Raw genomic sequence first — 23,943 nt, forward strand, 5'->3', positions numbered from 1 at the left:
CTCTGGACGCCGCGCCTTGTGTCAGGTCTTCTGACGCAAACGGACGGAGGCACCATGGACGATCTGGAACGGCGCATTGCGCAGGCGCGCGGCGATGAACCCGCCGACCTGGTGCTGCGGGGCGGGCAGGTCTTCGACCTGATCACCGGCACGACCATCGCGGGCGATGTCGCCATCTGCGGCGACCGCATCGTCGGCCTAGGCGAGGATTACGAGGCCCGCCGCGTGATCGACGTGACCGGCCTGACGCTGGTGCCGGGCTTCATCGACACCCACCTGCATGTCGAAAGCAGCCTGGTCACGCCCTTCGAGTTCGACCGCTGCGTCACCCCGCGCGGCATCACCACCGCCATCTGCGACCCCCACGAGATCGCCAACGTCATCGGCCCCGACGGCATCCGCTGGTTCCAGGCAGCCAGCGAGCACACCCTGATGGACCTGCGGGTGCAACTGTCCTCCTGCGTGCCCTCGACCGAGATGGAAACCTCGGGCGCCCGGATCGAGGCCGCCGATCTGCGCGCCGTGATGGGCCACCCGTCGGCCATCGGGCTGGCCGAGTTCATGAACTATCCCGGCGTGATCCACCGCGACCCTTCGGCCATGGCCAAGCTGCGGCTGTTCGCGGGCGGCCATATCGACGGCCATTGCCCGCAACTGTCGGGCCGCGACCTGTCGGCCTATGTCGCGGCGGGCATCCGCACGGAACACGAGGCGACCACCGCCGCCGAGGCCTTGGAAAAGCTGCGCAAGGGGATGCGGGTTCTGATCCGAGAGGGATCCGTCAGCAAGGATCTGGCAGCCCTGCAGCCGGTGCTGACCGATGTGACCGCGCCCTACATGTGCCTTTGCACCGACGACCGGAACCCGCTGGACATCGCGGAACATGGGCACATCGACCACATGATCCGAGAGCTGATCCGGCGCGGCAGCCCGGTTCTGGCGGTCTATCGCGCGGCATCCCTGTCGGCGGCCGAGGCCTTCGGGCTGAAGGATCGCGGGCTGATCGCGCCGGGCCTGCGCGCCGACATCGTGGCGCTGGACAGCCTGGACAACTGCCGGGCGCAACTGGTCCTGTGCGGCGGGCGCCTGGCCGACGACGCCGCCTTCGCCGCGCGTGGCGACCTGGCCCTCATCGGTCGCCATTCCGTCAAGGCGCCTGCGGTCACCGCCCGGCACTTCCGCCACCCCGGCAACCGCCGCGAGACGCCGGTGATCGGCATCATCGAGGGCAAGATCATCACCGCCCACCTGACCCACGACATCGCCCCCGAGGATGGCGACAAGCGCCCCGATCCCTCGCGCGACCTGGCCCGCATCGCGGTGATCGAACGGCACGGCCGGAACGGCAACATCGCGACGGGCTTCGTGCAGGGCTTCGGGCTGCAGCGCGGCGCCATCGCCTCGACCGTTTGCCACGACCATCACAACATCGCCGTGGTCGGCACCGATTACGACGACATGGCCCTGGCCGCGAACCGCCTGTCGCAGATTGAGGGGGGTTTCGTCGTGGTAGATGCGGGCCGCGTGCTGGCCGAACTGCCGCTGCCCGTCGCCGGCCTGATGAGCCTGGACCCGTTCGAGACGGTGCGCGACCGCCTGATCCTGCTGCGCGAGGCCGCCAGAAGCCTGGGCGTCGTGCTGGAGGAGCCGTTCCTGCAACTGGCCTTCCTGGCCCTGCCCGTCATCCCCGCCCTGAAGATCACCGACCGCGGCATGGTGGACGTGACGCGGTTCGAGATCATCGCGAGCTGAAAGTTGTATAAAAAACAGCAATCTAGATGATTTTGGCTGGGGCGGTAGGACATTATTACAGAATTTTTCAACGCTCTGAAATCGCCTAGTTTATTGACTATAAACGCCTTTTCACCCTAGAACTGTTCCGGTCAGGTGTTCCGGTTTGATGATCCGGCAGCCCCCTTGAAAGGTATCCGGGATGGCGCGAGTTTCCTATCTCTATCGGCGCGGTGCGATCTACTATGCGCGCATTGACGTGCCCAAAGACCTTGTGTCTGTGACCGGCACAACGACTTGGAAGGAGTCGCTTCGCACGAAGGATGAGACTGAGGCGAAGCGCCTGCTGCCCGCCGTGGTGTTGCGTTGGCAGCGTGAATTCGACGACCTGCGCGCCCGGCGGGCGCTGATGCCGGGCGACCGGGAAAACGCGGTGTGGGATCATTACAGCGACACCCTGGCCCGTGATGATCAGGAACGCGCCATGCTTCCCGGTGAAGCCGAGATCGACGCGGCAACAGAACAGGCCGTGCAGCGCGTCCATGCCGAACGCATCGACATACACGACCCTCTGGCGATGATGGACGTGATTCTCGACGTGCAGGTGGTGAAGGAAGCCGCCAGCTTCAACACGAACGCCCGCAAGGTGAAGCTGGCCGAAATGCGGAAGCATCTGGCGAAAGGCGAAACTGCGCTGATCGCCGATGAGGTTGACGACTACCTGCGCCGCAACCGGCTTTTCGTGGATCACGGAACGCCTGACTGGATCAGCCTTGCCCGGCACATGATGCGGGCCGAGATTGAGGCGCTACAGCGCACCTTAGAGCGCGACCAGGGCGACTACACCGGCCAGCCTGCCGACCCGCTGGTGAAGCCCGCCACCGGCCCCAGGCGCGAGACAGCGAAACCGGGCGAGTCCATCATGGAGATCTTCGAGATTTTCGCCCGCGAGAACCCGCGCGGCGTGGCAAAGGATCGCGTTGATCAGTGTCGCCGGGACATCGGCACATTCATTGAACTTGTCGGTGCCAGCTTCCCTATCGCCAAGATCAGCAAGGCCGAGGTCCGCGACTGGAAGCAGCTTCTGGTCAAGTATCCCGTGAAGGCCACCGAGACGAAAGCCTTTGCCGGGATGAACATTCAGCAGATAGTCAAGAAGAACGAGGAAGTGGGCAAGCCGGTGATCGCTGACCGCACCGTGAACCGCTACCTGTCCAGCCTGTCGGCGTTCCTATCTTGGGCGGTGAACAACGGCTATTTGGAGCGCAACCCTATCGAGGGGCTGATGCTCAAGAAGGAAGCCAAAGCCCCTACCCTTCCTTTCAAAACCGATCAGCTACAGACACTGTTCAAGTCGCCCTGGTTTGCCGGATGCCAGAGCGCTGATGAGTGGCGGAATGTGGCAAAGCCCGGCAACGTCCTGATCCGCGATCATCGCTTTTGGGTGCCGCTGATCATGCTTTTCTCGGGCGCACGTCCCGGCGAGATCGGCCAACTTGCCTTGTCGGACGTTCGGCAAGAGCATGGGCATTGGATCATGCATATCACGACCGAAGGCGACGAAACCGTAGAAGGTAAGAGCGTCAAGACGGCTGGCTCTATGCGCGTGGTGCCTGTCCATCCCGAACTGATCAGCCTTGGCTTTATCGACTACCACGCGAAACGGTTGGAGGAAGGCGGTAATGCCTTGTTCCCAGGCGCGGTGCGAAATGAGCGCGGGCAAATGTTGGCAGATGTGTCGCGGGAATCTGGACGCTACTTGACCAAGATCGGTTTGAAGAACGGGCGCGGTCTGTCACTCTATTCCTTCCGGCACGGTGCTGCTGATGCCCTGCGCCGGGCTGGGTATCTCGACAATCAATTCGGCTTCATCCTGGGACATACTGAAGCAAGCATGACTGGGCGTTATGGAATCATGCCGCAAGGGATGCTGGAACAGCGTGTGGAACTGGTGAAGGCGATTGCCTATCCAGAACTGGACCTGTCGCACCTTATGCCAAATTAAACTAGTCTGTTGTAAATTAGCAACACATGTGTTATAAAAGGCACAGTTGAGTTTGTTGCGAGTTTTCTGGTGTCCATCCTGTCGCGCCTTGGCCGTGCATTCGGCCAAGGCCAGCCCATCGAACAGAAGTCTGTCACCCTGACCGATCCCGAGGCTTTCGGGCTGTTCGGCGTCAAGCCCGTCGCCAGCGGCGTGAACGTGACCCATGCCACTGCCATGCGCGTCCCTGCCGTGGCCTGCGCTGTTGGTTTGATCTCGGAAACCTGTGGCGCGCTTCCCTTCAAGCTGCACAAGCGCGAGGCCCGCGCAGCCGTCAAGGATCACCCGGCCTATCGCCTAATCCATGACGAGGCGAACCCCTGGACCAGCGCCGAAGATCTGCGCGAGGCCCTAACGCTCGACGCCCTGCTGCGCGGCCATGGCTTTGCCCAGGTGGTGCGCACCAGCGAGGGCAAACCGATGGAACTGCACCGGATGGACCCCGGCGCGGTCAGCGTTGAATATGACACCTTGGGCGAACCGTCCTATCGCGTGCGCCTGCAAGGCGGCGGTGACGTGATCCTGGCCTATCAGGATGTGCTGCACGTTTCAGCTTTCGGCGGTGCCAGCCCGATCACCCTGGCCCGCGAGGCCATCGGCCTTGCCATCGCCGCCGAACAGCACCTTGCAGGCTTCTACAGCAACGGCGGGCGTCCTTCGGGCATCATCAAGCATCCGAACAAGTTGGACGCAGAAGGCGCGAAAAAGATCGCCGCAAGCTGGTTTCAGACTCATGGCGGCAAGCAGGCAGGCGGCACCGCCGTCTTGGACGAAAATATGGACTATGTGCCGATCAGCGGCACCCATACCGATGCGCAATTCCTGGAGAACCGCCTGGAGCAGGTGCGCGAGATCGCCCGCGCCTTCAGGATCCCGCCAACCCTTTTGTTCGAACTGTCGCGCGGCACCTGGAGCAACACCGAGGAGATGGGCCGGCAGTTTCTGACCATGACCCTGCGGCCTTGGTTGAAGCGCTGGCAGGCCGCCTATGCACGCGTGCTGCTGTCGCCCGAAGAACGCGCCCGCCTCTATGTCGAAGCTGTCACCGACGATCTGCTGACGACCGACTTTGCCGCCCGTTCCACGGCATATAGCCAGTATCGCAGCGCTGGTGTCCTAACTGCCAATGAGGTGCGCGCCGGTCTGAACCTGCCGCCCATGCCCGAAGGCAACAGCCTGTCCAATCCCTACACCACGACCGGCGCAGAACCCGCCCCGGCCAATCCCCAGGATGATGACGAATGATCGACCATAGCGTCTTTTTCGGCGATGGGCCGCGCCTGTTTCGTTTGACCGATCCAATGGTGATCGAATTGGAACGCCTGACCGATACCGGCATCGGTGGCCTGTTCAGCCGTATGACCCGCAACGACTTCCGGCTGTCCGATCTGATCGAGGTGATCCGCCTGGGCCTGATCGGTGGCGGCACCAACCCCGAGGAGGCCGCCCGGCTGGTCGCGACATACGCCAAGGATCGGCCAATCGGGGAAATCCTGCCCTTGGCCCTGGACGTGCTGGACGCCCGGTGGAGCGGATCGGAGACCGCAGAATGAATCCCGTTCACGCCCAGATCGCCCGCCATGCCGAAGGGCTGCCAGATGAGGCCCTGACCCTGGCCGGTGCCGTGCTGAAGCGCGCCCTGCGCGAGAGGAAAGAGGTCCAGGCTAATGACTGAGGATCTGCAACACCTGGAAACCAAGGCCACGCTTTCCGTTGCCGAGACAGGCGAGATCACCGGCTTGGCTTGGCCGTTCGGCACGGTTGATCTTGTCGGCGACAGTATCACGCCCGGCGCGTTCGACCGGCCCGCATCCCTGCCCATGCTGGCTGAACATGACAGCGGCCAGACAATTGGCGTCTGGTCCGAAATCACCGAAACCGATGAAGGGCTGACCGTCAAAGGCAAGCTGCTGATCCATGACGTGCCCCGCGCCCGCGAGGTTGCCGACCTGATCCGCCAAGGCGAGATCGGCGGCTTGTCCATCGGTTTCGTCACCCAATCCGCGCAGCGACACCAGAAGGGCCGCAACATCACCGCCCTGTCGCTGCGCGAGATCAGCGTCGTCAAGACGCCCTGCAATCCGGGGGCGGCTGTTCGCACCCTGAAATCTGCCATTCCCGCATCACAGGAGAATCCAAGCGTGGAAAACGAAGACCTGGCCCTGAAGGCCGACCCCAAGACCCCGGCCAATGACGCGCCGGTCATTGACCTGAAGGCATTCGAGGCCGTCAAGTCGCGCCTGGACAAGCTGGAAGCCAAGGGCAACCGTCCTGGTGCACCGGCCATTGTGCTTGGCGAACAGCCTGAACGGAAAGCCTTTGCGAACTACCTGCGCGTTGGTGAGGCCCGCATGGACGCGGCCGAAACCAAGGCGCTTGCTGTCGCGGCCAATGCCAACGGCGGCTATCTGGTGCCGCCCGAATACAGCGCGGAAATCCTGAAGCTGCTGACCGAAATGTCGCCGCTGCGCCAGTATGCCGATGTGCAGACTGTCACCAGCCCGGAAATCACCTTCCCGACCTTGCTGTCTGGCGTCAACGCGTTCTGGACCGAAGAAGGTGCGGACATGACCGTCAGCGAACCCACGTTCGGGCAGGTCAAGATCGCCAACCATGAACTGTCCAGCTTCTATGTCGCCAGCAACAAGGTGCTGGAAGACAACGCTTATGACCTTGAAGGCGTCATGAGCCGCGAGATTGCTTCTGGCTTCGCGAAGGTCGAAGGTCTGGCTTTCGTCAAAGGCACCGGCACCGGCCAGCCGCGCGGCCTGATGACCGCCCCCGGCGTTGCCGAGATCAGGACCGGCGTTGCAGCGGCCTTCCCGGCATCGAACCCGATGGACGTGCTGATCACCATGCAGCACAGCATCCCGTCCTTCCATGCCCGCAGCGCGGTCTGGCTGATGAACCGCACGACGCTCGCGACCATCCGGCGCTTCAAGGATGCGCAAGGCCAGTATCTTGTCACCGATCCGAAGGACGGCGGCGTCATGCGCCTTCTGGGCAATCCCATCGTGGAAATGCCGGATATGGACAACGTGGCGGCAGGCACCGCGCCCATCATGTTCGGCGATCTGTCGGGCTATCGTGTCTTCGACCGGGTTGACCTGTCGATCCTGCGCGACCCCTACACGCTGGGCACCAAGGGGCAGGTTCGGTTCATCGCCCGCAAGCGCGTCGGTGCCGATCTGACCCATGCCGACCGCTTCGTGAAGCTGCGCGTGGCCGCCTGAAGCCAATGACCGTGCGGCCCGCCTTCGAGACGATCCTGGAGCATGACGGCGCTGTCGTCATGCTGCGCGCGTCCTTGCGGGCTGCCGTCGCCATCGACAACCTGCCGGGCGGCTTCCCCCAGGTCTGGGAACAGATCGCCCGGCAATCCCTCTCGACCATCCGGGCGGTGTTACTCGCCACCGCAACGGATCGGCAGGACGCGCAACGCTTCCTTGCCGCCACCGCCGACAAGCCCCTGGCGTCCTTCCTGGCCGATGCCCAGGCGGCTTGTCTGGCGGTCCTGGCTGCCCTTCTCAAAGCAGGTGACGACAGCGCAGCGAATGCGCCGAGCCAAGGCAGAGCCAGCGACAAGCCCATGTCGTTGAACGAGTATCACAAGACCCTGTTTCAGTATGCGACCGGCTGGCTTGGCTGGTCGCCTGCTGAGACCTGGAACGCCAGCCCTGCCGAGATCGAGGCCGCGTTCGAGGCCCATGTTGACCGGCTGGTGAAGCTGACGCCCGGCCTGTCCGATGCCCATGACACAGGCAGCGCCCGCCCGACTACAACGAACGAATACACGCCCGAACGCCTGCGCGAGATCGAAAACCTAGGCTATGACCCCGCCTTTGACCGTCAGGCGCTGCGGCAACTGCAAGCGAGAAACCAATGACGATTGACCCCTTCGGCGGGCGTATCCCGGCCAGCACCCAACTGCCGCCCTACAGCAACGCCCTGACCATCACGCCGGACGACGATACCGATCTGCCGGTCATCCCTTCGGCCCTTTATATCCCCGCCAGCATTCCGGCGGTCTGGAACCCCGATCTGCCAAGCAGCACAAACAATCCTGACCAACCCGGCGACGTTGTGACTGACAGCATGGGCGAGATTGTTGACGATGCGGCAGGCGAGCCGACCGAGATCAGCAACGAATTTCCTTGGCGTTGGGGCGGCGGAGCACGGCCTAACCGCATCATAATGATTGCTCAGAACGGCAACCGGCTGTCCATTGACGTGCCGAGCATCGTCAACCTGATGGCTGCGCCCGCCCTGATCTTGGCGCTACGCCCGCGCCGGATCCTTCGCACCGGCACGACGCTGCACCGCGTCACCTTGCTCTGGTGATCCGCCATGATGAGAAACATTCACCTGCATGGCGCACTTGGCGCTGAATTCGGAAAGACCTATTGCTTTGACGTGAACAGCGTGGGCGAAACCATCGCGGCGCTTCAAGCCAATTTTCCTCGCTTCGCCAACGCCATCCGCAACGGCTTCTACAAGATCGTGCTGGGCAAGACGGTGCGTCAGGGTCTTGCCTTGCGCGAAAACCAGCTTGGCGTGGACCTGGCCGATCGGGCCATCCATATCGTGCCGACCGTGGCGGGCCGCAAGAACGGCGGCCTGGGCAAGGTGATCGCGGGCATTGCCCTGATCGGCCTTTCCATGGTGACAGGTGGCGCTGCGGGGGCGCTGATGGCTACGCCTTTCGCGGGCGGCACAGTCGGCGCAATGGTGGGCAGCATGGGCCTTGCAATGGCTGTCAGCGGCGTTTCGGCCATGCTGGCACCAGAACAGAAAGCCGAAGATCGCAAAGAATCCTTCACCATGTCCGGTCCTTCATCGGTCATCAGGGAAGGCAACATCGTGCCCATCGCCTACGGTGAAGTCGTCACTGGCGGCTACATGATCTCGGGCAGCGTGGTCATCAACGGCCCGGCGGGCGACTTGCCGCCTGCCGTTGCGACCAACCCGAACAACGGTGCAGGCGGATCGCTGCAAGATGATCGCATTTACGGCGGCAATGGCTAAGCCGCCCCGTCTTTGTGGTTGCGGCCAGATCGTGCCGGCCGATCAGCTTTGCGCCTGCCAGCTCGACCGCCAGCGCGAGCGGAAGGCCCGGCATGACCGCAGGCGCCCGTCTGCCGCCCAACGTGGCTATGACAGCGAATGGCGCAAGCTGCGGGCCGAATTCATCCGCCTGCACCCGTTCTGCGCCTTCTGTGGTGCCGAGGCAGAGCATGTTGACCACAAGGAACGGCACCGGGGCAACCGCGCCCTGTTGCTGTCTTGGACCAACCTGCAAAGCCTCTGCGCCCATTGCCACAACAGCGTGAAGCAAAGGCAGGAACGGGCCGCAGGATGAGCCGCGAACTATGGCAGGCGGTGTTGCTGCGCACGGTGGCAGATGCCGTCCTGGGCGTTTCTCAAGAGTCAAATCGCGACACCCGCATTCGCATCTGCGAGGAAGCGCGGCGCTACCTGACCAGTCCAAGCCGCGACCTGAGTGAAGTCTGCGCCTTGGCCGACATGGACATGAACGCGGTGATAGAGAAGATGCGCAACCAGATCGCCCAGGCACCCACGCCCAAGGAATTGGCCGACAATCCCGGCCGAAGCATCGCTACCTTCACCAAGGCCGCGGCAAAGCCCAAGCAGAAGCGCATCCCCTTCCCGGATCGGCAATTCACGTTCGACGGCATCACCAGAACGGCGGCAGATTGGTGTGCCCGCACGGGCATCGCCCTACAAACAGCACAGTGGCGCATCAATCAGTCCTGGGCACCAGAACGCGCATTCACACTGACAGCCGAAGACGCAAGGGCAGAGCATAGGGCATCGGCCCGCCGGTCCTTCAACATGAACAGTGCGGAGATCAGTGCCCGTATCAAGGAAGGTCTGCGCCGGTCTGCCGCCATGAACGGCGCACCGCATAAGAGAGGCACAGAGCCAACCTTATACCAGTATGATGGTGAAGCCCGTTCACTGGCGGAATGGTCCGAGATCACCGGCATTGGAAAGAACACGATCTACAAACGCATCACGGTGCAAGGCATGACCTTTGCCCAGGCTATCGAGACGCCAGTGGGCAAAGGTCAAAAGACTGCTTAATTGGTCTTAGGGATATATTGGTAATGTTCGCGTCCGATAAAAACGCCAATCATACCCAGAGTAGCCAAGATTGCAGAAATCAGAGCAATGACCCCTTTTGTCAATGCCGACTTTTCGGCGCTTTCCGCTGAATAAGTATATCCATTTGCATAACTGTAAGCAGCCTTCGCTGAATCACTTACGTATTCCATATAGGCATATCCAAATATCATTGGCATTATCAGCATCAAGATTAAACCCCACCAGCCAAGCGCCGTGAGCCTTTGACGAATTGGATAGGATAGTGCCGAGCTAACGAGTGGGCTTTCCATTTGAGACATGACTGCAATCCGACAGAGTGTTGACAACTCTGTGAGCTATGCACGGCCAACCAGAAACAGCAACGGCTGAAATGAGACGATGTTGAGGATAAAAGGGAGGGGGTATCTTCCAATTTGTGCCCTGTGGACAGAACCGGCGTGTGGAGTCGCGCGCAAGACAGGTCGAATATAACTTTTCCACCTAGCGTTGCGACCGCATCTGTGATATTTTTGCAACAGTAATGATTACACCTGTTGCGAGTATGCCCATGCCTGCCCTGCCGTTGCCTCTCGTGAAGGCGCATCTTGTCGTTGACCACAGCGAAGACGACCAACTTCTGAACCACTACGGCAATGTCGCAGCCGCATGGGTAGCGGCCTACACAGGCCAAGAATTCGATGCCGATAACGCCCTGATGGTGCAGGCCGGCTTGCTGTTGACGGCAACCCAATATGAAAGCCGCGAGGCCGTCACCTTCGCCAGTGCCTATCAACTGCCCTTCGGCGTCCATGATCTACTGTCGCCGCTGAAAGCCCGCGTCACCGGCCACCAGCCCGAGCCTGAGGCCGCAGAATGAGCATCACCCGGCAGTCATCCGACGCTCTGGCAAAGCGCTTGGCCGCCATCCCGCGCGAGATCGTCGCCCAAGTGCAGCCTGCCCTGATCAAGGGCGTGCAGAAAGTCGCGGCGGATGCCCGCACCCTGGCAGAGGCATCGCGCAGGACGGGCGAGACGATTGACTCAATCGAGACGACCGGCCCGAACTCGACCACGCCCGCCTATGCCCAGGGCGGTGCCACCCGCACAACTCACGAATTGCAAGCGGTGGTGACTGTCGGCAACCCTGATGTGCGCACCGCGCACTTGGTCGAATTTGGCACTGATGAGCGCCACCACCAGGACGGCGCCAGCACCGGCACCATGCCCGCCACACCCTTCCTGCTGCCCGCGTGGCGGCTCAATCGTGCCCGCGTTCAAAGGCGTATCAATAGCGCAGTCAACAAGGCCATCCGTGAGGCCAGCCAATGATTCCGACCCTGGCGCTTCAAGAGGCCATCCGCGCCCGGCTGCTGGCTGACCCGGTGATCACCCAGCATATCGAACCGGCCCGCATCCGCATGGCGGCGGTGCGGCCTGAGCAACTGCCCGCCATCCACCTGTCACCGAGCCGAACAGAAATCCTTGGCCGGGCAAGCGGTGGTCAAATTGTGGCCGAGGTTAGCCAGCTTTTACACGTCTGGGCCGTGCAGGATGGTTCCGGCACCGCCGAAAGCATCGCGGCTGCCGCCTTGGTCACGCTCATGGACGCGCCCGACGCTCAAGGCTTTGACTTTGACTCTTGGGAACGCCCGGCCCTGGTCTGGTCTGAACAACCTGCGTTCGATGGTGCTGCGCACGCTGCCATCAGCCTGCGCGCTGTCATCCGGTGGCACGAATGAGGGCGGGCAAGCTGCAAGCGCGTATCCAGATCGAACGCGAACAGGAAGCGGTCAGCGACAACGGCCTTGTGCGCCAAGTCTGGCTGCCGGTCCTGACGACGCGCGCCGAGATCAAGGAAGCGACCACGACCGAATTCTTGACCGGCCAGATCGAAGGCAACCAGAACAAGGTGGTTTTCCTGATCCGCTGGCCGTCGCAGCCGATCAGCACGGGCGACCGCCTGACCCACAACGGCGCGGTCTGGAACATCACCGGCTTGTCGGAGATCGGCCGCAAGCGCGGCCTGGAGATCAGGGCAGAGGCGGTTGCATGAGCGCTGCGCATCTTCGCGGGATCAAGCCAAAGGTCAGCGCCGATCAACAGCCGCTGATCCGTGCCCCGAAGCCGCCTGCCTATTTTTCGACCTATGCCCGCGACGAATGGCGGCGGATCATGCCAACGCTGATCAGCCGGCGCGTGATCTGCAAGGCCGATCTGGCCCAGGTCGAAACCTACTGCGAGATGACCGGCCTTGTCCGGCAAATTGCCCATGAGCGCCAGCTTGCGGGCGGCCTGATCGACGTGAAGCTGTTCGGCGTCCAGAACCGGGCGGCGCAGACTGCCCGCCAGATCGCTGCCACCCTTGGCCTTGATCCTGTCAGCCGGGCGCGCATCGGATCAGCAGCGCCCGAGGATGACGACGACAACCCCCTGGCGGTAGCCTGATGGCTTCGACCTTCCCGGCCTGGATCAGCGACGGATCGGCCATCCCTGATCCTCTCGGGCATGGGCAACGTGCCGTCACGTTCCTGCGCCGTCTGCGCCATCCCAATGCCGCCAACACCAACGCCCCGCCGGTGGTGGCCAACACGAACAGCCATCCGCGCGCGTTCCAGCTTTACGACTGGCAAGAGCGGATCGTCAGGCGCATCTATGGCCCGCGCAACCTGGATGGCAGCCGAACCGTCAAGACCGTGTTCCTGATGCTGCCCAGGGGCAACCGCAAGACCAGCTTGGCCGCTGCCTTGTCGCTCTTGCACCTGTTCGGCCCCGAGGCCCGCCCTGCCGGTCAGGTGATCTTTGCCGCATGTGACCGGGAACAGGCCAGCATCGGCTTTCGCGAGGCCGCCAACATCATCCGTGAAGATCACCGGCTGTTGCGGGCGGTGACGATCCGCGATGCCTTCAACAGCAAGAAGCAGATCACCTTTCCGGCCAAAGGTTCGACCTTAACCGCCCTTGCCAGCGATGGCGGCGCAGCGCACGGCTTGACGCCTGCCTTCACCCTGATCGACGAGGTTCACGCCTGGAAAGGCCGCGACCTATGGGAAGCCATCAAGAGCGGGCAGGCCAAGACTGACGACACGCTGATGGTGATCTGCACGACCGCCGGGCGCGGTGCCGAAGGGCTGGCGGCCGATCTATTCGACTATGCCCGGCGCGTGGCAATGGGTGAGATCGTCAACCCGGAATTCCTGCCGGTCCTGTTTATGGCCGAACCGGATGACGACTGGCAGGACGTGGCGACATGGCACAAGGCCAATCCCGGCTTGGCCTATGGCTTTCCATCCATGTCGGGCCTGCGCGCCCTGGCGAAAGAGGCCGAAGGCAACCCGGCGGAACTTGCCAGCTTCAAGCAATTCAACTTGAACGTGTGGCAGGCCAACAGCCGCGACCCGCTCTTTGACCTGGGCACCTATGACGCCCGCTGCCTGGACGACGACGACGCCGACCTGGAAGCGCTGCCCGCCTATATCGGCTGCGACATGAGCGTGTCGGGCGACCTGACCGCCGTTGCCATCGCCTTCCGGCACGATGACGGCCAGATCACCCTTCGGTCGCGCGTCTTTGTTCCTGGTGAAGACCTGCGCGCCCGTGGTGATCGCGATGGCGCACCCTATGAGCGATGGCGCGATGACAACCTGATCACGGTCTGCCCTGGCCCGATCATTGACCATGGCACCGTCGAAGATCATATCCGCGACCTATGCGGAACCTTCGACGTGCAGGAAATCGCCTTCGACCCGCATCTAGCCCGCGTCACCATGCAGCACCTGCACGACGATGGGCTGCCGGTCTTTGCCTTTCCGCAGCGCCCGCTGACGATGGGCGTTGCCGCCGGTGACATGGAGAGGATCGTCACCGGGCGGCTGATCCGCCACGATGGCGACCCCGTGCAGCGCCATCACTTCGAGAACGTGGTGACATCGCGCAACCCGACCAGCGGCCTTGTCAGGATGCACAAGGCCCGCACCGCCAGCCGGATCGACGCTGCCGTGGCATCTGCCATGGCCGTGTCCCGCGCCACGACCGCCCATAACCAGAAATCCCGATATGACAGCCCCGAAGTTTCGGGCCTGTTTGTTATTTAAAAAGTGAGACAACCATGAATGCAGTAACGCCCGGCCTGATTATCGACGTTGAAGCGAGAATCAACAAACTCGAAAGAAGCTTGAAAATCGCCAATGAGAAACAGCGACGTGCCGCCGATCAAATGGAAAGGCGAGCGAAACAATCCGCCGATAAAATCAATGCCACCTACGGCCAGATGGGCAACGGCATTGCCGCACAATTCGGAAAGCTGCAAGGGCTGACCCTGCCTTTCCTTGGTGGTCTGGCAGGTGGCATTGCTGCCGGTGGTGCAACTGCCCTGATTGGCAACCTGAACCAAGTCGCCGAAGGCATGGCCAATATCGGCAATGAGGCTGCCCGTGCTGGTCTATCAACGCAGGCTTTTCAAGAATGGTCATTCCTGGCGAAACAGAACCGGATCGACGTTGACGCCCTGATTGATGGTTTCAAAGAACTGAACCTGCGCGCTGACGAATACATTGTGACCGGCGTTGGCCCTGCCGCCGAAGCTTTCACCCGGCTTGGCTATCGTGCCGACGACCTGAAGCAGAAGCTGAAAGACCCTTCGGCCCTGATGTTGGAGATCCTTGGCCGGCTTCAGAGTCTGGACAAGGCCGCGCAGATCAGGATCGCGGATGAGGTTTTCGGCGGCACCGGTGGCGAGCGCTTTGTGGAATTGCTGGCCCAAGGTCAGGGCGCGCTGCGGGCGACTATCGACAGGGCGCACGAAACTGGCGCGGTGCTGGATGCCGAGCTGATCGCGAAAGCGGACCAGATCAACCGCAAGTTTAGCGAGTTGACCACCGGCGCGGCCAACTTTGCCAAGGCAGCGGTGGTCAACTTGGCCGCTGCTGGCACCGAACTGACTGACTTCCGCGCCCGGCTTGACGGCATCTTTGACTCCGAGGCCGAAGGGCGCGCCGTCCTGGGTGATGAACTCTATGACACCCTGTCCCGTGACCGTGACGCGGTGGACGATCAGGCCGAAGCCCTGACCCGATTGAATGAACGCTATTCCACCCTTGCCGAGGAAGCAGGCCGCGCGGGCGTGGCGATGCTGGATGCCATCAGCAGGCTCGACAGCTTGGGCTATGACACGGCAGCCGATGCCCTGCGCGTGGCCTATGAGCAGATGCAGAACCTGGTTCAAGCCTTCCACGATGGCGAGATCAGCGGCGAGGATTTCACGACGCAGCTTGGCGAGATCGAAGCCGCGGCGTCCCATGCCTTTGCCACCCTAGAGGCGGGCGACCGCGTTCAATTCTCTGGCGTCATGAGCCAGCTTTCCCGCCTTGGCGGCGTGATCGCCTCTGTCACCAGCTTGGCGAACAGCATGGGCGCGGCCATTGCCCGCGCGGCTGGCACGGCACCGGACCAGAAGGCCACGCAGGCCATGCGGGACCGGCATGCAGCCGAGGCCGCCAGCATGGATTCCATGGAGGTGCAACGCGAGGCCCTGGATGGCTTCACCCAGGCCGAACAGGCGCGCAATGCCGCCACTAGCGAACAACTGGCCCTGCAACGCGAGATCGAGGCCGTCAGGAGGCGCGCAGGCGAGTCTGGAGCGACCCTGACCGATCAACAGGCCACAGAGACCGCACAAGCCGCCATCGCTGCCGAGGAGGCCCGCGCAGCCGCTGACAGGGCATCCCGCGTCGGTGGTGCCAGCAAGCCCGCCGGTGGCGGTGGTGGATCGACCCGCGAGAAGCTGGATGAATTCGCCCGCGAGGCCCAGGCCATTAAAGACAAGACCGCAGCCCTTCAAATCGAAACCCAAATCCTTGCCACCGTCGCGGCCAGTAATAACCAATATGGCGATGCTCTGGAATTCGCCCGGCAGAAAGCCGAATTGCTTCATGCTGCCCAACAGGCCGGAAAACAGATCACGCCCGAACTGATCGCGCAAATCGACCAACTGGCGCAAGGTTATGTGACTGCCGGTCTTAATGCCGAGGAAGCCGCCGCGAAACTTGACCGGATCAAGGATCAATCCGACAGGGGAAAGAATGCCCTTGAAGGAATGTTCGGCAGCATCCTGGATGGCTCCAAATCCGCGAAAGAAGCCATTGCCGATCTGCTGATGGAAATTGCCAAGGCGCAAATGATGAAGCTGATCTTTCAGATTCCCGGCATGAGCGGGCTTTCGTCCAGTGTCGGCGGAATGCTTGGAGGATATGCCCAGGGCGGATATACAGGCGACGGCGGCAAATATGAACCGGCGGGCGTGGTCCATAAAGGCGAATACGTTTTCTCGAAAGAGACGGTTCAGCGCCTTGGCGCAGACAACCTTGAGAGACTGCACCAGAGCGCCCGCAAGGGCTATGCAGACGGCGGGCTGGTCAGTGCAGCCGGAAGGGCCACAAAGGCCACCAGCGGTCAAAGTAGAGCCTCTGCGGGGGCATCCGCGCCGGTGGTGACGATCAACAGCCCGGTCACAGTGAACGCCAGCGGCGGAACGCCCGAACAGAATGCCGATCTGGCAAAACAGGTCAGCGCCGAAACGGAACGGGCGATGCGCGGGCTGGTGCAGCAAGAGCTGGTCAAGCAGATGAGACCCGGTGCGATGCTGGGGAGGCGTTGACATGGCCCTTGATGTTTTCCAGCCGCCCATGCGCCCAAGCCCCGGCACCGGCCATGCCCCCGAGGTGAACCTGCGCAAGGCTTCATTCGGCGACGGCTATGTGCAGGCATCACCGGCGGGCTTGAACCATATCCGGTGCGTCATTTCCTTCAGATGGGACTACCTGACCTTAAACGAGGCCAGAACCATCGAAGGCTTTCTGATCGCGCAGGGCGGATACGTTCCCTTCTACTACACCCTGAACGGCGAGGCGACGCCCCGCAAATGGACCTGCGCGGAATGGTCCCTGACCGAGGGCTACCCGTGCCGGTTCACGGCCACCTTCAAGGAAGACTTCACCACGGCTTCTTAGGATGCCAATGATTGGCTGTGTCATTTTTGCACTTGTGGCAATGCAGAAAGATCACTATTCTAGAGCTAAGTCTAAGTTGCCCTATGAGACCTGGCTCGGCAAAGCGCCCCATCTCGCAGCAAAGACACTCGGTCGGTTCTAATCAACCCGGCCTTGTTCGCACCTAGCCTTGGGCAATGATCCCGCAGAAAGCCGAATACGAGACGGTGCGCGGAGACGGGTTAGCTAGGGACTCGCAGGTTAGATCGCCCCAGATCGCACCCCGATGGAGAACATTGGACGCACTTGGGCGGTTGCTTCCCGGCACAGCCAGATAGCACCAGAAAAGATGACGGCTCTGTCCCCGCGTGTGACACCCGTCAGACATGGGTTGGGTTGTAGGCAAGCCGCCCGTGTTGCGCAGCCTTCGGGCTGCAACCGCATGGCCGAAAGGCCGAATGCGCCGAATATCGCCGGGACAACGGATGCCGCCCGGTCGCCTTGATAAGCAGGTTCGGTTCACCACTCCGACGGAAAGATCCCCGCCGAGCATTCCCCCTGATGGATAGACAATCGCCAGAGCATCAGCTTTGGCTTATTAAGGTTGTTTATCCATCGGGGGGAATAGTCATCTCAGGAAAGCCCATATAAAAGAAACATGATAACGATTGAATACAGGTTCCGGCAGGCAGTGTAAGAACGTCGGGCGAGCGCCGAAGGCGCGAAGACCGGCAAGGCCCGCAGGGCCGCGCAGGCGAGGCGCGAAGCGCCGAGTTATGGGAAACCAGTATATTTGGGAAAGACTCTTGAAGATACCATTTTCCCAATATAGGTTGTTTTTACCGGATTGATTACCCGGTCATGATAACCCGCCACCAACTCGTCACTGGTGGCGGGTTTATTTTTGCGACTATCATGACAATGAAATAGGTTGATGCCTAACTGCCTATCTAGGTAAAAATGCGACCGGAACGGCTATTTATTTCTTGCACTTTCTATCACTTTGACTCTTGCGGCCTAAATCAACTCTTTATAGACTATTGAATACCGACCAATGGAATGGCGGCAATACAACGAGTTGGACAGTGAAGATGACGAACAAGAACGTGGACAGGGTTTCGATTACGACCCGCGAAGGCTTAGTCTTCGATATTCCCTTCGGCCATGAAGGCATGAGCGTGGATGCGCGACTGTCGATGGTCCGCAAAGCATTCGAAGATGCTTTCGGGCTGTTTGAGGAAGTGCTGACAGTTGGCCATGTGTCCGGCGTGGCTTGACGAATTCAGATAGGGTCTGGCTCGACCCTGCGCTTTAAGAGGCCGCGAACAGGGCTGCGATCAGACGGTAAGTGCGCGGCACGTTCAGGCCAAACCCCGTCACGACATGGCCGAGCGTTCCTTGCACGGCGCGATGTCGAAACAAGGCCCCGGTGCTGCCGCAGGCATCGGGGCTTTTTCATAGAGCCAAATTTTTCCCGCATCCCATGAGACGATCCGGTCGGGCAGGACTACCACGAACATATCCAGGTCGCGAAGGGCGGGAAGTAGCTATCCCGCCCGATCTGGAAACACTGTGGCCTGGATGGAGATCAACATGATCAATGAGACGCGGGCAGCATTGCCGCCAGAATTCCGAAACTACCTTGACGAACATGATGGCATGATGGTGTTTCATCATCCGTTCGCCATCCGTGTAGGGATGAAGCCGGACATGGTGCCGAGTGTCCTGGATTGGATCAGGGACGCACAAGCCGGCTTCGACGCCTGTTGTGCCGCCAAAAATTGGACCTGCGCCCTTCTATGGGTGATGCGCCCTTATCGGCTCGAATACCTAGAGAAGCTGATCGACATGCACGGCATCCAACGCCTTCTACTTGCTGTCGGCTATGTCTGGTCTGATACGGAAAGCGCGTATGATGAGAGCGAGACCTGGGACTGGATATGGTCGCGCGTCAAATGGCGCAAGGACGGCCAACTTCGCAAGACACGCGACCGGGTAATGAGCCTGGAGGAGCGGGCGTTCCTTGCGTCCTTGCCTTCTACCATCCGCGTCTATCGCGGCTTCTGTGGCGAGGGTGGAGAACATGGCTTTTCCTGGACCCTAGACCGGGAACAAGCGGAATGGTTCGCGCGCCGCTTCCCCGAAGATGGTCTGCCCTATGTCGCGGCTGTGACGATCAGCAAGGCAGATGCACTCGCATACTTCGACCGCGAGAAGGAGATTGTTCTCGACCCTTGGAGCCTGGACCAGATCAAGATCGAAGGACTACCGCTTGATCGGCAAGCTGCCTGACTACCCGACCCAACAACAACGACATGACGCCCCGAGCGCATCCCGCTTCGAGGCTTTCTCATATCCGCCGACTCGCCCATCTGAGCCGGTCAGATGGGCCGCCAAACTGTTCCGGTTGCGTCAGCATCTGCCTGAATAACCGGTTGTTTTCATTCAATAAAATGAAATGGCTGGGGCGGTAGGATTCGAACCTACGGTACACGGTACCAAAAACCGATGCCTTACCACTTGGCCACGCCCCAACTGTGAGCGGGTGAATAGCCAAGGCCGCGCGGGGGTGCAAGACGAAAAATCACAAAACTTGCCTGTCGGGTGATGGCGCATTATGCGGCCCGGATGGAACAGGTCGATCTGCTGATATTGGGTGCCGGAGCGGCGGGATTGTTCTGCGCAGGCTCGGCCCTGCGCCAGGGGCGGCGCGTGGTGGTGCTGGATCATGCCCAGGGTCCGGGCGAGAAGATCCGCATCTCGGGCGGGGGGCGGTGCAATTTCACCAATCTTGCGACCGCCCCGGATCGGTTCCTGTCGCGGAACCCCCGGTTTGCCGCCAGCGCGCTGTCGCGATTCACCGCATCCGATTTCGTGCGCCTCGTGGATCGCGCCGGGATCGTTTGGCACGAAAAGACGCAAGGGCAGCTTTTCTGCGACGGCAAGGCGACGCAGATCACCCGGATGCTGCTGGACCGGATGGACGGCGCCGGGTTGCGGATGCAGACGGCGCTGCACGCTGTCCGCCATGACGGGACAGGCTTTGTCGTCGAAACCTCGGGCGGGACGATCCACGCAGCGCAGGTGGTGGTGGCGACGGGCGGCAAGTCGATCCCGAAGATCGGCGCGACGGGCATCGCCTATGACATCGCGGCCCAGTTCGGCCTGCGCTTGGTCGAGACGCGCGCCGCCCTTGTGCCCCTGACCTTTGCCGAACAGGAACTGGCCTTGTGCCGCCCGCTGGCCGGCGTCTCGGTCGAGGCCGAGATCCGTCATGGCGGCGGACGGTTCCGGGATGCGCTGCTGTTCACGCATCGCGGTCTCAGCGGGCCGGTGATCCTGCAAATCTCCAGCTATTGGCAGCCCGGAGAGACGCTGCAGATCGACCTTGCCCCCGGCCGGGACATCGCGGCGGAACTGAAGACTGCCCGGGGCCAGTCGGGGCGCGCGGCCGTGGCCTCGGCGCTTGGCCGCGCCCTGCCCGCCCGTCTGGCCGCGGCGATCTGCGACGAGATGGGGTTCACGCAAGCCCGGCTGGCCGATCAGCCGAATGCGCGGTTGGAGGCCATCGGCGCGCGGGTCAACCATTGGCAGATGCGCCCGGTCGGCTCGGAAGGCTATCGCACGGCCGAGGTGACGCTGGGCGGCATCGACACGCGCGACTTGGACGCGCGGACGATGCAGGCGCGCACCGTGCCGGGGTTGTTCTTCATCGGCGAATGCGTCGATGTGACGGGCTGGCTGGGGGGATACAATTTCCAGTGGGCCTGGGCCTCGGCGGATGCGGCGGGCCGCGCGGCCTAGCCCATCACGGGATCGGCCTTGGCCAGCCGGTCGAAGGCCATCAGCGAAGTCACCAGGGCAGGCATCCGGTCCAGCGGGATCATGTTCGGTCCGTCCGAGGGGGCGCAGTCCGGATCCTCGTGCGTCTCGATGAACACCCCGGCCACGCCAAGCGCCACGGCGGCGCGCGCCATCACCGGCGCGAATTCGCGCTGCCCGCCCGAGGAACCGCCCTGCCCGCCCGGCTGCTGCACCGAATGGGTCGCGTCCATGATCACCGGATAGCCGGTCCGCGCCATGATCGGCAGCGACCGCATGTCGGCCACCAGGGTGTTGTAGCCGAAACTGACGCCGCGTTCGGTCAGCAGGATGTTGTCGTTGCCGGTCGAGGCGACCTTGTTGGCCACGTTCGCCATGTCCCACGGCGCCAAGAACTGCCCCTTCTTGATGTTGACCACCGCCCCCGTCCGGCCCGCCGCCAGCAGCAGGTCGGTCTGGCGCGACAGGAAGGCCGGGATCTGGATCACGTCCACGACCTGCGCCGCCTGCACGGCCTGTTCGGCGTCATGCACGTCGGTCAGCACCGGACAGCCCAGCCGGTCGCGGACGGTCGCCAGGATGTCCAGCCCCTCGCCGATCCCCACCCCGCGCCGCCCTGACAGAGAGGTCCGGTTGGCCTTGTCGTAGCTGGCCTTGAAGACATAGCCCGCCCCGGCCTTGGCGCAGGCCTCGGCCATGCGCTCCCCGATCATCAGGGCATGGTCCAGCGTTTCAAGCTGGCAGGGTCCGGCAATGACCGTCAGGGGCAGGTCGTTGCCGCAGGAAAGGTCGCGGATGCGGACATGCTTGGCCTGGGTCATGTGGATACCTGTTCGCGAAGGATCGAGGCTGTCAGCGACAGCATCAGATAGATACCCGAAAAGATCAGAAAGGCCACCAGTGTATTCTGGAACGCCTTGGGATAGGTCGCCTCGTCCGGCGGCACGGGCGCGACGGACAGCGACAGATAGCGGACCTGCTTGTTGGCCTCGATGCGTGCGGACTCCATCTGCGCGGCGGCGCCGGCCAGCAGTTCCTGCCGGGTCAGGAGGTCGCTTTCGGCGATCCGCAGCTCGCCCGAGATCAGCGCCAGCGAATTGCGGCTGTCGTCGCCTTCGGTCAGCTGCGTGCGCGTTTCGGCGATCATCTCCTCCAGCCGGGTGATGTCGCCGCGCAGGGCGGTGACGCGGCTTTGCAGGGGCTGAGGATTGGCCAGCAGTTGTCCCAGTTCCAGCCGCTTCGTCGCAAGCTGCGATTCCAGCGAGGAGATCTGGGTCATCACCACCGTCCCTTCTGCCGCCGGGTCCAGGACACCCAGCGTCTGCTGCAGTTCCTGCACGCGGCGCTGCGCGGCAAGCACCTTGGCCTCGGCATCCTCATAGATTTCGATCGCGCCTTGCATCTGATCGTCCCGCAGGCGCGAGGTCATCTGATCGACCTGCTCCTCGGCATAGGCGATCAGCGCCAGCGAGAAATCGTGGCTTTGCTGCGGGTCGGGGGCGATCACCTCCATGTCGATCATGCCCTCGGTCGGGTCATAGCCGATCTTGACCGATTTCTTGTAAAGCCCGAAGGTTTCCTCGTTCGTGGCGTCAGGCGGCAGGCGCTTGACCGGATCAATGCCGGGACCCTGATAGGCCGCCCGGAAGTCCTTGTCGGCATCCAGCCGCAGCATGGCCTCGCGCGAGGTCAGATAGCTTTGGACAGCCACCGAATCGGTGTTGGTCGTAAGCGCCGATCCCGACAGCATCCCGCCCAATCCGCTGGCGCCCGCCGATCCCTGGCCTTCCGCCGACTGGATGCGGAACTGCGACACCGTTGCATAAAGCGGCGTGGCGACGCGGAAGTAATACCAGCCTGCCAAGGCCGTCGGCAGGATCACGAAGGCCAGCAGCCGCAGCCCCAGCAGGACCATCCGCCGCCGCCTGCGCTTGGCGATGTCGCGCTGGATGCGATAGATCTCGGCCGCGCGCTTTTCCTCGGTCAGGACCTCGCGCGAGGGAAGGTCGGGCTTGGCCGGCCCGACCTCGGTTCCCGGCCTGAGAGCAGGCGCAGGCGCTTTCTTCGGCATCACCGCCGGCGTGTTCGCAGCCGGCTTTGCCTGCGCACGGCTGCCTTCGCTGGACAGGATCTGGCCCAGGGCCGCGCGGTGCGAGGGGTCGATGCCGCGCTGGCGCAGGCGCAGCACCGCCTCCTCGTCCGAGGCGACCTCGATCTGGTGCAGGGCGGCGATCCGGCGGGCGATGCGCAATTGCCGTTCGGACAGGTTTTCCGCACGGATCGCCTCCAGCTGGCTGTCCAGGTCTTCCCCGGATGCGGGGGATGGCGCCTCGGCCGGCTTGACATGGGACAGGCCGTCATCGACCGGGTCGGTGCGCATGAAGCGTTCGCGATCATCGTCCCGGGGCGGCATGTCCGGCGTCTCGTCCTTCTTGCGGACCGAGATCCGGATATTGGCGTCCGAAAAGGGCCGCCCGGCCGGGGGCACGGCTGCGGGGCCGATGTCGGGTCGGACGGATTCGGCAGCCGAGGCGTGATAGCGGCGGGCCTTAGGCGGTGTAGTCATAATACTGTTTCGCCTCAGCAAGGGATTCAAAGGAATACAGCCGCCCGTCCCGCAGGATGGCGGCCGATCGGCAGAACTTCTCGATCGTGGCGGGCTGGTGGGACACGATCACCACCGTCGCCGTCTTCAGCCGGTCATACAGCACCGCGCCCGCCTTGCGGTTGAATTCCACATCCGTCGTCTGCGGCATCCCCTCGTCGATCAGGTAGATGTCGAATTCCAGCGCCAGCAGCAGCGAGAACGTGAACCGCTGCCGCATCCCCGCCGAATAGGTGCCCACGGGCATGTCGAAATATTCGTCGATGTCCGTCAGCCAGCGGGTGAAGGCCGAAACGTAATCCGGGTCGAGGCCATAGATGCGGGCGATGTATCGCGCATTCTCGTTCGCGGAATGCTTGGTGACGACCCCGCCCATGAAGCCAAGGGGAAACGAGATGCGGCATGTCCGCCGGATCGTGCCTTCGTCCGGCTTTTCAAGCCCGCACATCATGTTGATCAGCGTCGTCTTGCCGGTGCCGTTGGGCGCAAGGATGCCCAGGGAATTGCCAAGCTCGACCCGGAACGAGGCCTGGTCGAGAATCACCTTGCGGCGCGTTCCCGTCCAGAAGGACTTCGAGACATTGTCGAATTCCAGCATCGATCATCCCTGTTGCCGCACGGCCCGTGGGCAGGATCGCCCGGCGCAGGCGACA

At 62.4% G+C, this 23,943-nt stretch carries 26 protein-coding genes and 1 tRNA gene; 22 read left to right on the forward strand and 5 right to left on the reverse strand.

What is annotated here, in order from left to right:
* Positions 1-54: 54 nt before the first annotated feature.
* The 11 genes from ade (at position 55) to GIY56_RS00630 (ending at position 9,880) form a co-directional block, all read left to right on the forward strand.
* Complete coding sequence (gene ade, locus GIY56_RS00585) at positions 55-1,752, forward strand: adenine deaminase (protein WP_154762880.1); 1,698 nt, start codon at positions 55-57, stop codon at positions 1,750-1,752.
* A gap of 181 nt (positions 1,753-1,933) precedes the next feature.
* On the forward strand, positions 1,934-3,736 hold the full coding sequence (locus GIY56_RS00590; RefSeq protein WP_154762881.1) for a site-specific integrase: 1,803 nt from the start codon (positions 1,934-1,936) through the stop codon (positions 3,734-3,736).
* A gap of 69 nt (positions 3,737-3,805) precedes the next feature.
* Positions 3,806-5,020 (forward strand): phage portal protein, encoded by a 1,215-nt coding sequence (locus GIY56_RS00595; RefSeq protein ID WP_328288395.1) that lies wholly within the window; start codon positions 3,806-3,808, stop codon positions 5,018-5,020.
* Positions 5,017-5,328: a gene transfer agent family protein gene (locus GIY56_RS00600; RefSeq protein ID WP_154762882.1), complete on the forward strand. Its 312-nt coding sequence runs from the start codon at positions 5,017-5,019 to the stop codon at positions 5,326-5,328. Before GIY56_RS00595 ends, GIY56_RS00600 begins: the two co-directional genes overlap by 4 nt.
* Complete coding sequence (locus GIY56_RS18710) at positions 5,325-5,450, forward strand: hypothetical protein (RefSeq protein WP_268866550.1); 126 nt, start codon at positions 5,325-5,327, stop codon at positions 5,448-5,450. Before GIY56_RS00600 ends, GIY56_RS18710 begins: the two co-directional genes overlap by 4 nt.
* On the forward strand, positions 5,443-7,008 hold the full coding sequence (locus tag GIY56_RS00605; protein WP_154762883.1) for a phage major capsid protein: 1,566 nt from the start codon (positions 5,443-5,445) through the stop codon (positions 7,006-7,008). The genes GIY56_RS18710 and GIY56_RS00605 overlap by 8 nt, the downstream gene beginning before the upstream one ends.
* A gap of 5 nt (positions 7,009-7,013) precedes the next feature.
* The gene (locus tag GIY56_RS00610; RefSeq protein WP_154762884.1) at positions 7,014-7,661 is read left to right on the forward strand and encodes a hypothetical protein; all 648 of its coding nucleotides are present in this window, start codon (positions 7,014-7,016) and stop codon (positions 7,659-7,661) included.
* Positions 7,658-8,116, forward strand: a complete 459-nt coding sequence (locus GIY56_RS00615; RefSeq protein WP_154762885.1) for a hypothetical protein — start codon at positions 7,658-7,660, stop codon at positions 8,114-8,116. Before GIY56_RS00610 ends, GIY56_RS00615 begins: the two co-directional genes overlap by 4 nt.
* Positions 8,117-8,197: 81 nt before the next feature.
* Positions 8,198-8,800 (forward strand): tail assembly protein, encoded by a 603-nt coding sequence (locus tag GIY56_RS00620; protein ID WP_154762886.1) that lies wholly within the window; start codon positions 8,198-8,200, stop codon positions 8,798-8,800.
* Positions 8,793-9,134, forward strand: coding sequence for an HNH endonuclease (locus GIY56_RS00625; RefSeq protein WP_154762887.1), 342 nt, complete (start codon positions 8,793-8,795; stop codon positions 9,132-9,134). The genes GIY56_RS00620 and GIY56_RS00625 overlap by 8 nt, the downstream gene beginning before the upstream one ends.
* Positions 9,131-9,880: a hypothetical protein gene (locus GIY56_RS00630; RefSeq protein WP_154762888.1), complete on the forward strand. Its 750-nt coding sequence runs from the start codon at positions 9,131-9,133 to the stop codon at positions 9,878-9,880. Before GIY56_RS00625 ends, GIY56_RS00630 begins: the two co-directional genes overlap by 4 nt.
* Here the strand turns inward: GIY56_RS00630 and GIY56_RS00635 are convergent.
* A complete protein-coding gene (locus GIY56_RS00635) occupies positions 9,877-10,191 on the reverse strand; it encodes a hypothetical protein (RefSeq protein WP_154762889.1) in 315 nt (104 codons plus the stop codon). The two genes, GIY56_RS00630 and GIY56_RS00635, sit on opposite strands and share 4 nt — an antisense overlap.
* A gap of 257 nt (positions 10,192-10,448) precedes the next feature.
* Between GIY56_RS00635 and GIY56_RS00640 the strand changes: the two genes are divergently transcribed.
* From GIY56_RS00640 to GIY56_RS00685, 10 genes are all read left to right on the forward strand, one after another.
* The gene (locus GIY56_RS00640) at positions 10,449-10,757 is read left to right on the forward strand and encodes a head-tail connector protein (protein ID WP_196053510.1); all 309 of its coding nucleotides are present in this window, start codon (positions 10,449-10,451) and stop codon (positions 10,755-10,757) included.
* Entirely contained in the window at positions 10,754-11,209 is a 456-nt protein-coding gene (locus GIY56_RS00645; RefSeq protein ID WP_154762891.1) for an HK97 gp10 family phage protein, read from the forward strand. The genes GIY56_RS00640 and GIY56_RS00645 overlap by 4 nt, the downstream gene beginning before the upstream one ends.
* A complete protein-coding gene (locus GIY56_RS00650; RefSeq protein WP_154762892.1) occupies positions 11,206-11,619 on the forward strand; it encodes a DUF3168 domain-containing protein in 414 nt (137 codons plus the stop codon). The genes GIY56_RS00645 and GIY56_RS00650 overlap by 4 nt, the downstream gene beginning before the upstream one ends.
* Positions 11,616-11,933, forward strand: coding sequence for a head-tail adaptor protein (locus tag GIY56_RS00655; protein ID WP_154762893.1), 318 nt, complete (start codon positions 11,616-11,618; stop codon positions 11,931-11,933). Before GIY56_RS00650 ends, GIY56_RS00655 begins: the two co-directional genes overlap by 4 nt.
* On the forward strand, positions 11,930-12,325 hold the full coding sequence (locus GIY56_RS00660) for a phage terminase small subunit P27 family (protein WP_154762894.1): 396 nt from the start codon (positions 11,930-11,932) through the stop codon (positions 12,323-12,325). Before GIY56_RS00655 ends, GIY56_RS00660 begins: the two co-directional genes overlap by 4 nt.
* Positions 12,325-13,971: a terminase large subunit gene (locus GIY56_RS00665; protein ID WP_230312208.1), complete on the forward strand. Its 1,647-nt coding sequence runs from the start codon at positions 12,325-12,327 to the stop codon at positions 13,969-13,971. The genes GIY56_RS00660 and GIY56_RS00665 overlap by 1 nt, the downstream gene beginning before the upstream one ends.
* A 14-nt stretch (positions 13,972-13,985) precedes the next feature.
* Positions 13,986-16,532 (forward strand): phage tail tape measure protein, encoded by a 2,547-nt coding sequence (locus GIY56_RS00670; protein ID WP_154762896.1) that lies wholly within the window; start codon positions 13,986-13,988, stop codon positions 16,530-16,532.
* Between the two features lies 1 nt (position 16,533).
* The gene (locus GIY56_RS00675) at positions 16,534-16,884 is read left to right on the forward strand and encodes a phage tail protein (RefSeq protein ID WP_154762897.1); all 351 of its coding nucleotides are present in this window, start codon (positions 16,534-16,536) and stop codon (positions 16,882-16,884) included.
* 1,070 nt (positions 16,885-17,954) lie between these two features.
* On the forward strand, positions 17,955-18,140 hold the full coding sequence (locus tag GIY56_RS00680) for a hypothetical protein (RefSeq protein ID WP_154762898.1): 186 nt from the start codon (positions 17,955-17,957) through the stop codon (positions 18,138-18,140).
* 304 nt (positions 18,141-18,444) lie between these two features.
* Positions 18,445-19,155, forward strand: a complete 711-nt coding sequence (locus tag GIY56_RS00685; RefSeq protein ID WP_154762899.1) for a hypothetical protein — start codon at positions 18,445-18,447, stop codon at positions 19,153-19,155.
* Between the two features lie 167 nt (positions 19,156-19,322).
* Here the strand turns inward: GIY56_RS00685 and GIY56_RS00690 are convergent.
* A tRNA-Gln gene (locus tag GIY56_RS00690) sits at positions 19,323-19,397 on the reverse strand.
* Between the two features lie 94 nt (positions 19,398-19,491).
* Between GIY56_RS00690 and GIY56_RS00695 the strand changes: the two genes are divergently transcribed.
* Positions 19,492-20,667: a BaiN/RdsA family NAD(P)/FAD-dependent oxidoreductase gene (locus GIY56_RS00695; protein ID WP_154763391.1), complete on the forward strand. Its 1,176-nt coding sequence runs from the start codon at positions 19,492-19,494 to the stop codon at positions 20,665-20,667.
* Here GIY56_RS00695 and kdsA read toward each other — a convergent pair.
* From kdsA to GIY56_RS00710, 3 genes are read right to left on the reverse strand one after another with little or no spacing between them, the layout of a single operon-like run.
* Positions 20,664-21,506, reverse strand: coding sequence for a 3-deoxy-8-phosphooctulonate synthase (gene kdsA / locus GIY56_RS00700; RefSeq protein WP_154762900.1), 843 nt, complete (start codon positions 21,504-21,506; stop codon positions 20,664-20,666). The genes GIY56_RS00695 and kdsA overlap by 4 nt on opposite strands.
* Positions 21,503-23,251 carry a capsule biosynthesis protein gene (locus GIY56_RS00705; protein WP_154762901.1) on the reverse strand — a complete coding sequence of 583 codons (1,749 nt, stop codon included), beginning with the start codon at positions 23,249-23,251 and terminating at the stop codon, positions 21,503-21,505. The genes kdsA and GIY56_RS00705 overlap by 4 nt, the downstream gene beginning before the upstream one ends.
* Positions 23,235-23,888 carry an ABC transporter ATP-binding protein gene (locus GIY56_RS00710; RefSeq protein WP_154762902.1) on the reverse strand — a complete coding sequence of 218 codons (654 nt, stop codon included), beginning with the start codon at positions 23,886-23,888 and terminating at the stop codon, positions 23,235-23,237. Before GIY56_RS00710 ends, GIY56_RS00705 begins: the two co-directional genes overlap by 17 nt.
* Positions 23,889-23,943: the final 55 nt, after the last annotated feature.

The organism is Paracoccus lichenicola (assembly GCF_009708075.1).
Taxonomy (GTDB): Bacteria; Pseudomonadota; Alphaproteobacteria; order Rhodobacterales; family Rhodobacteraceae; genus Paracoccus; species Paracoccus lichenicola.

Coding starts and splice junctions, on each gene's coding strand:
- GIY56_RS00605 (WP_154762883.1), top strand. CDS start 5,443: ATGACTGAGGATCTGCAACACCTGGAAACCAAGGCCACGCTTTCCGTT.
- ade (WP_154762880.1), top strand. CDS start 55: ATGGACGATCTGGAACGGCGCATTGCGCAGGCGCGCGGCGATGAACCC.
- GIY56_RS00655 (WP_154762893.1), top strand. CDS start 11,616: ATGAGGGCGGGCAAGCTGCAAGCGCGTATCCAGATCGAACGCGAACAG.
- GIY56_RS00630 (WP_154762888.1), top strand. CDS start 9,131: ATGAGCCGCGAACTATGGCAGGCGGTGTTGCTGCGCACGGTGGCAGAT.
- kdsA (WP_154762900.1), bottom strand. CDS start 21,506: ATGACCCAGGCCAAGCATGTCCGCATCCGCGACCTTTCCTGCGGCAAC.
- GIY56_RS00660 (WP_154762894.1), top strand. CDS start 11,930: ATGAGCGCTGCGCATCTTCGCGGGATCAAGCCAAAGGTCAGCGCCGAT.
- GIY56_RS00670 (WP_154762896.1), top strand. CDS start 13,986: ATGAATGCAGTAACGCCCGGCCTGATTATCGACGTTGAAGCGAGAATC.
- GIY56_RS00615 (WP_154762885.1), top strand. CDS start 7,658: ATGACGATTGACCCCTTCGGCGGGCGTATCCCGGCCAGCACCCAACTG.
- GIY56_RS00640 (WP_196053510.1), top strand. CDS start 10,449: ATGCCTGCCCTGCCGTTGCCTCTCGTGAAGGCGCATCTTGTCGTTGAC.
- GIY56_RS00610 (WP_154762884.1), top strand. CDS start 7,014: ATGACCGTGCGGCCCGCCTTCGAGACGATCCTGGAGCATGACGGCGCT.
- GIY56_RS00710 (WP_154762902.1), bottom strand. CDS start 23,888: ATGCTGGAATTCGACAATGTCTCGAAGTCCTTCTGGACGGGAACGCGC.
- GIY56_RS00645 (WP_154762891.1), top strand. CDS start 10,754: ATGAGCATCACCCGGCAGTCATCCGACGCTCTGGCAAAGCGCTTGGCC.
- GIY56_RS00635 (WP_154762889.1), bottom strand. CDS start 10,191: ATGGAAAGCCCACTCGTTAGCTCGGCACTATCCTATCCAATTCGTCAA.
- GIY56_RS00680 (WP_154762898.1), top strand. CDS start 17,955: ATGACGAACAAGAACGTGGACAGGGTTTCGATTACGACCCGCGAAGGC.
- GIY56_RS00685 (WP_154762899.1), top strand. CDS start 18,445: ATGGAGATCAACATGATCAATGAGACGCGGGCAGCATTGCCGCCAGAA.
- GIY56_RS00625 (WP_154762887.1), top strand. CDS start 8,793: ATGGCTAAGCCGCCCCGTCTTTGTGGTTGCGGCCAGATCGTGCCGGCC.
- GIY56_RS00600 (WP_154762882.1), top strand. CDS start 5,017: ATGATCGACCATAGCGTCTTTTTCGGCGATGGGCCGCGCCTGTTTCGT.
- GIY56_RS00665 (WP_230312208.1), top strand. CDS start 12,325: ATGGCTTCGACCTTCCCGGCCTGGATCAGCGACGGATCGGCCATCCCT.
- GIY56_RS18710 (WP_268866550.1), top strand. CDS start 5,325: ATGAATCCCGTTCACGCCCAGATCGCCCGCCATGCCGAAGGGCTGCCA.
- GIY56_RS00705 (WP_154762901.1), bottom strand. CDS start 23,251: ATGACTACACCGCCTAAGGCCCGCCGCTATCACGCCTCGGCTGCCGAA.
- GIY56_RS00590 (WP_154762881.1), top strand. CDS start 1,934: ATGGCGCGAGTTTCCTATCTCTATCGGCGCGGTGCGATCTACTATGCG.
- GIY56_RS00695 (WP_154763391.1), top strand. CDS start 19,492: ATGGAACAGGTCGATCTGCTGATATTGGGTGCCGGAGCGGCGGGATTG.
- GIY56_RS00650 (WP_154762892.1), top strand. CDS start 11,206: ATGATTCCGACCCTGGCGCTTCAAGAGGCCATCCGCGCCCGGCTGCTG.
- GIY56_RS00675 (WP_154762897.1), top strand. CDS start 16,534: ATGGCCCTTGATGTTTTCCAGCCGCCCATGCGCCCAAGCCCCGGCACC.